The sequence below is a fragment of the Pseudomonas sp. NPDC089569 genome (assembly GCF_050280625.1).
GTDB lineage: Bacteria > Pseudomonadota > Gammaproteobacteria > Pseudomonadales > Pseudomonadaceae > Aquipseudomonas.
Window position 1 is genome coordinate 1 of sequence record NZ_JBNNVQ010000174.1, and the last position, 5,919, is coordinate 5,919.

The 5,919-nt window shown below is 60.5% G+C and carries 9 protein-coding genes; all 9 read right to left on the reverse strand.

The window, feature by feature from the left end; translation table 11 throughout:
• A partial coding sequence (locus ACQKP2_RS31320) for a CinA family protein (protein WP_427582165.1) occupies positions 1-364 on the reverse strand: 364 nt, incomplete at its 3' end.
• A 173-nt stretch (positions 365-537) separates the two neighbouring features.
• Positions 538-1,101 (reverse strand): glycoside hydrolase family 19 protein, encoded by a 564-nt coding sequence (locus tag ACQKP2_RS31325; protein WP_427582166.1) that lies wholly within the window; start codon positions 1,099-1,101, stop codon positions 538-540.
• Between the two features lie 141 nt (positions 1,102-1,242).
• A complete protein-coding gene (locus ACQKP2_RS31330; protein ID WP_427582167.1) occupies positions 1,243-2,253 on the reverse strand; it encodes a phage late control D family protein in 1,011 nt (336 codons plus the stop codon).
• A gap of 9 nt (positions 2,254-2,262) precedes the next feature.
• A complete protein-coding gene (locus ACQKP2_RS31335; protein WP_427582168.1) occupies positions 2,263-2,475 on the reverse strand; it encodes a tail protein X in 213 nt (70 codons plus the stop codon).
• Positions 2,468-2,851: a phage tail protein gene (locus ACQKP2_RS31340; RefSeq protein ID WP_427582169.1), complete on the reverse strand. Its 384-nt coding sequence runs from the start codon at positions 2,849-2,851 to the stop codon at positions 2,468-2,470. Before ACQKP2_RS31340 ends, ACQKP2_RS31335 begins: the two co-directional genes overlap by 8 nt.
• Positions 2,851-4,506, reverse strand: a complete 1,656-nt coding sequence (locus ACQKP2_RS31345) for a glycine zipper domain-containing protein (protein WP_427582170.1) — start codon at positions 4,504-4,506, stop codon at positions 2,851-2,853. The genes ACQKP2_RS31340 and ACQKP2_RS31345 overlap by 1 nt, the downstream gene beginning before the upstream one ends.
• A 6-nt stretch (positions 4,507-4,512) precedes the next feature.
• Complete coding sequence (locus ACQKP2_RS31350) at positions 4,513-4,638, reverse strand: hypothetical protein (RefSeq protein ID WP_427582171.1); 126 nt, start codon at positions 4,636-4,638, stop codon at positions 4,513-4,515.
• Positions 4,635-5,213 (reverse strand): phage tail assembly protein, encoded by a 579-nt coding sequence (locus ACQKP2_RS31355; RefSeq protein WP_427582172.1) that lies wholly within the window; start codon positions 5,211-5,213, stop codon positions 4,635-4,637. The genes ACQKP2_RS31350 and ACQKP2_RS31355 overlap by 4 nt, the downstream gene beginning before the upstream one ends.
• A gap of 151 nt (positions 5,214-5,364) precedes the next feature.
• Positions 5,365-5,871 carry a phage major tail tube protein gene (locus ACQKP2_RS31360; protein ID WP_427582173.1) on the reverse strand — a complete coding sequence of 169 codons (507 nt, stop codon included), beginning with the start codon at positions 5,869-5,871 and terminating at the stop codon, positions 5,365-5,367.
• Positions 5,872-5,919 lie beyond the last annotated feature (48 nt).

Genomic DNA, 5,919 nt, shown 5'->3' on the forward strand with positions numbered 1-5,919 from the left:
GCCATACCGTGCCCACAGGCTTGCTCGGCGACCCACCATCCGGCCCGGCCACGCCGCTGACCGCCACGGAAAAGAACGCCCGGCTTTTATCCTGCGCGCCCTTGGCCATCGCCTCGACCACCTCGCGACTGACCGCCCCCACCGTGGTGAACAACTCCACCGGGACATTCAGTTGCAGGTTTTTCTGCAGATTCGAATAGGTGACATAACCGGCTTCAAACCACGCCGAGCTCCCTGGAATACGTGTGATCGCCTCGGCGATCCCGCCGCCGGTACAAGACTCGGCCGTAGAGACATGGGCATTGAGAATCTGCAATTGCCGGCCAAGGTCGGCGGCCAGTTGGGTGATTACTTTCACAGTCATCTCCTTATCGAGCGGAATGAGAACTAACGTACACCAGCGGACCGCGCTTGCAAGTTACAGCATCGATCAAAATGTTAGCGCCCCGGGGCCCTGGCCCTGGTCTGTTGTCCTTGGCGCTCATCCTGAACATGCCATGTGCACGACAATGCCACGGCCCCGTCATGAAACCCGGATCATTCCGGAGGCTGGCATAACACCGCCCTCGCCCGAGCCCAAAGCTCCAGCCGATCCTGCAACCCGTTCAATCCGCCATTGATACGGCGGGTGATGCTGTTGAAACGGTCTTGATCGGACAGCTCATTGAGGCCGTTGCTTTCCCAGAACCACGCAGCGGACTCGGCAGCCCACTGCGGTTGTTGAAGCAGTTGCGGCGTGGTCAACAGGCGCTCATCGCCAAACAGCCCGAGGCTGCACTGGCGATAATTGGCCCGACCGGTGATCTGAATCAACCCTCGGCCACAATACCGTTGCCCGTCACCATCAGGTTCCGGCGTATTGCCCAGGCGCGCAGCCAGCACGCCGGTATCGTATTTGCTCAGGTACTGGTCGCTGCCCAGTTCGCGCACGAACTGCAACTGCCCCGACTCATGGCCGACTTGCGCGAGAAACGCAGCCATCCGCCTGGGCGTATCGATGCGGCGGTGCGCCATGGCTTCGTTAAGGGCAGAAATGAAAACGCCCGCTTGGGAGCGGGCGTTGGGGAAAATCCTGAGTAACTGTTGCTCCGTGAGGTGCATCGCTCGCTCCGATGATTTGTGGATGTGGATGACTGAAAACCCTGTCGAGCGCAAGGTTACAGACCCCGTCGGCGAAGGTGACCCAATCAATTGTTGCCTGGTGTTATGCCGTCGCCCCGGGCCAATCAATGACAGACAGCGTCACGAATCCAGGCAGGTCGCAGCGATCAGGCAGCGATAGCTTTGATATCGATCGCCCGTGGCGGTGACTTTGTCGATCGACCAGCGCCCGCGCATGAAGTCCGGCCAGGAACTGTCCAGCCGAATCACACCTTCAGCGGACAACGCCGGATTGCCTGGACAACTGATTTGCACTTTGCGTCTTTCACGGCACATTTTGAGCACTTCGCCCTCGCCGACGGCCCTGGCCTCTGCTTCGTTTTGAAAACTCTGGCGCATGATTTTGAAGGGCTCTACCCCGGTCTCGACAGCGCGCAGCTCCCCGGTCGCAGTCTCCGACCAATAGGTGATGCAGCCCTGGCTGTTCGCCCGGGCAGTTTCATCGAGTGTGGCGCTGATGAAGGCCTGATCGCCGGGACGGTTGTTCGTTGTGACCGACAGTACGACCTCCGGTAGTTTCTTGTCCGACAATGAGTGGGCCTGCCCGGGTTGCGCCAGCACATAGAGCTCGTCGACCGGTTTGGTGATCGCGCGATACTTGCCGGCCAGACGTGTCAGCAACGCCATGTCGGTTTCATTGGACTGATCGATGTGGTCGATTTTTATCAGGGACAATTTTGGGTCGACTCTCGGCGAAAAGCCGTGCCTTGAAGTCAGCTCGTGAAACAAGGTGCCCAGGGTTGTCGGCCCATGACTGGCCGAGCGACGACGCTGGAACCCGGTCGCGTCTGCCGTGCTGAAGGGCGCGGCGCTGGCGACGAGTGACAAGCGAAGCGGGAACAAGGTGGGTGTGAGGCGCGTCACCTGAAACTGGCCTTTATCCACCAGATCCGATCCCTGGTACCCGACAAGCAAACCGATCTTGCCACCCAGGCTCGGCAAGCCTTCAAGCCCTTCCAGATCCAGGGTCAATGTCAACTGGTCGGACTCGATGCCGGTGGCATCGATATGCTCCCAGCTGATGAGTCGCTGGTTGATCAGGTCTTCATTCGCCCCGTAAATCTCTACTTGCGGTGTAAAACCCAGTGCCATGTAACCTCCTTAATCCCAGGCCGAGACCGGTGCAGCGGCGACGGGCCTGGAGTCGAGCTCCGGCAACGTCACCCAGATACCCGCCGACAAGACCGCGCTTTGCTCGACCAATGCCGGATTGAGGCGCCACAGCGCCTCTTCGGCTGCATCGTCGCAGCGACCGAGCTCGCGATAGAGCAACAGATTTACCGAATCACCGGCCACACTTCGTACTCTACGCATGGATGAACTCCGAGATATCGACCACCCAATCGATGACCATCGCGGTGCCGTCATCGAGGACGACACTTTGGGTCTCCGTCACACTGTTGATTCGCCACAGCCCCCAATTTCGACCGATGCCATCGACCAGCGGCACAGGCTTTCGTTCTGCCTGGAGGCTGCGCAGCTCTTCGAGCCGCTCCATGGCTGCTGCGTACATCGACTTGCCGGTAATTTTCCAGGTCTGTGCCTTTTGCCCGGTCTGACTGGACTTCGGCTTACCCGTCACGATGTCCAGATCTACCCAGCCACCGTCCGACGTGCGCACGATGCTGCTGTAGGCAAAGCCGCGGGACAGTCCAAAAATGAAATTGCCCAGTGCCATTTGCTGGCGCATCACTTACCTCCATCTGACAGAGCCGCGTCGCGTCGCGTGGCGAGGGCGTTAGTTCTCATCAACGGCACAAATTCACCATGGAATTGCGCCTGCAGTTGCTGGTTCACGACCATACGGATTTGCTCGGTGCTCTGCGTCGTCGTGCAGGTCACTTGAATCGACGGTGAGTAATTGATCGAGGGACTTTGTGGCTGTGCACCGGCCAGTTCTCTGCCGACCTGCCCCGGTGGAGCCAGGCGATCTGCGGTCGGGGCGATCAGTTTTTCTCCCAGCCTCGAACCGATCTCGGCGCCGGCCATTCCTCCCAACCAGCCGCCAATGGCAGTACCTACGACGGGCAATATCAGGGAACCGAGCGCAGCCCCCGCCGTTGCCCCGACGGAAGAGCCGAGCAAGGTTGCCGAGGAGGAAACGAGGGTTTTGGTATCACCATTGGCTACACCCTGGGCGATCTCGATACCCGCACCGAGCATTCGCAAGGGGGTTGCCTTCCTGCCGAGGAAGCTGCCCACCTGAGCGACCCTGCCGAACAACGATGCAGACGGCCCCGGATTGACAGTCCCTGTCAGGCTCAGCGATTGCGCTACCGGAGGCGTACGGGGTTCTGGTGGTTTCCTGAAAGGTTTCTGCGACCGACCCTTGCGAGAGTTCCTGCCCGTGGATTGGCTCTTCCTTGCAGCCTTCTTGCGCTGCTGCCCTTGCACTTCCTTCGACACCTCGGTATCCGGAACTTCGCGCCCTCTCTTGCTCCCTGGAGGACGTTGATTGTTCTGATCGCCCCCGGGATCCTTCTCGGTGATCAGATCGCCCAAACCGAAGGGCAGTAGCCGCGCCCCCCGTTTCAGGATTTTTTTAGCAACGTTGGCCGACGCCTCGTCAACCAGCGCACCACCCACCACGGACACGATAGATGTCACCCCGGCAACGACAATCCCCAGCCCCTTGGCCAGCGTGGGCATTGCTTCGGCAGCCGAACTCAACTTATCGACCTGGGGAGCAAGCCCCTCGAACAGGCCGGAAACGTCTACGGTCACTGCACTGCTCAGGCGGCCGAGACTCGCCTCCATCGCACCGGGTGCCGCTGGCGAACGGCTTTCAGGGAGTTCGCCCGGATGCGCCGAGGCACCAGCAGGACCAGGCATTGACGGCGTTTGCGAGGGCCTGCCGGGCACTGCACTTTGCGGTGGCTGCCCGCCTTTGCCAGCGTCCTTGTCGCTACCGGGCAACGTTATGGATACATCCACTTGATGTACGGCCGGCGCAAGCATCAGCGACTTGAGATCACACCCACACGGCTGGCTGGGCGCATTGATTGTGATGGGTAACGGGCGCAACTCGGTGAGGGTGCGCGGTTCTGTCCTGGCATCCGGATCGGCTGCCGGTTCGCTGCCAACGCCTGCCACACCCGAAAACGCCTTGAGTGTCGAACGAGGGGATATCAACGCTGCCGTCAGCGACACCAATACCTCACCGAGCCTGCCCTGCCCCGCCGTCAATGCCCGGATGTCCAGGCTGATCGAGTCCAGCGCCAGACTGAGCTGCGTCATCGCGCCCGTGAAGCCGATTGCCCCAAAAGGCTCCGATACCGCGCCGAACGCCGGTAGCTCGTAACTTCTGAGCGCCGCATCGACCGTCAGATACTTGCTGTCTGCCATCCTCCTCTACTCCTCTTTCACGCCAAGGCGAGTGACCGCAATGTCATAGCGGCGCAGCGCCTTTTCGGCGTCCCACTCCAGAATCTCCGCCTCACTTACCGGGTAAATGAGCGGCACGACATCGAGGATCACTTCGATGTCGCGCTCCGAAAGAAGGCCGCCGGTCGGTTTAAAAAATCGTCGATACGCACCTGCAATTGCGTCCAGTCGGGCACGGTCAGCAGGGCCAGATCCGGCAGCATCAGGCCGGTGCAATGGGCGGTGATGAATTCGGCGCGTTCCTTGGCCGTTTTCAGTTTTTTCATCGCCTTGGTGGCGCGCAGTACCGGCATCTCCAGGCTCAGCGCGGTCAGGGTCCGGCCTGCCACCGCGAGCGGTTGCAGCAGGGTCACGTCATCGGGATCGGCCGACGAAGGCTCGCCCGCCAGTTCGAGAAAGTGCGATGTCGGCAAGGTCGACATCTCGTGTACGTAATGGGCAATGCTCACGTAGTCCGGGCGCTTGAGCTGGTCGAGTTCCTTGACCGACAAACCGGTGGCCAGCAGCGCCAGCTCAAAGAATTGATCGTCTTCATTATCGCCCGCGCGGGCCAGGGCTTCTTTCTGTGCGGCGTAATACAGGGGTTTGAGCTGGATCTGCTCGATTGACGAGCCATCGTCGGCGCTGATCGCCGACAACAGCTCATGTTTGGGTGGCATCCAGGACATGTCCGAATTCCTTTCTGAGGGTCTGTAGCCTGTAGGAGCGAGCAAGCTCGCGATGGTCGTCAACGATGACGCTGGCAACCTGACACCCCACGGTGCCTGAGGTTTTTTTCGCGAGCGTGCTCGCTCCTACGGGGGTCGTGTTGGCGGGGGATTAAGGCAGCAACACCGCGCGACGGGCGTCGCCGAGGATGTCGACGCCGTTGAGCACGAACTTCTGGGTGCGCACGTCGATGTCGATCACCGGGATGCCGTTTTCCAGGCGGTTGTAGGTGCGGCAGGACAGCTCAAGGGTGGTGGTTGGCTTGTCGCCCATTTTCATCTTGGCTTCGGCCAGGGATTTGAGCTTGCCGCCGACGGTGTGGTAGGTGAACCAGGTGTTGCCATCCTGATCCTGGCCGGCTTCACGCACGTTCAGGAGGATGTCGTCGCCCAGTTTGACGCCCAGCGCCAACATGACTTCGGGGCCTGCGCCCTGCAGTACGAGGGTGGCGCCCAGCACCTTGCCGCTCTTGGCCATCTCTTCGGCGATGAAACGGCCGCCGGCCATCGACTCCATGTCGAACTCGATTTTCGGTGGGGTGAACTCTTCCACCGTCGCCGACAACGGCAGGCCTTGCAGGGTGGCCGCGATGGCCTGTCTTACGCGGTTGGTAAACATTAGAGAACATCCTCCAGGAACTGCTCGATGATTTCATCGCGGGCATTG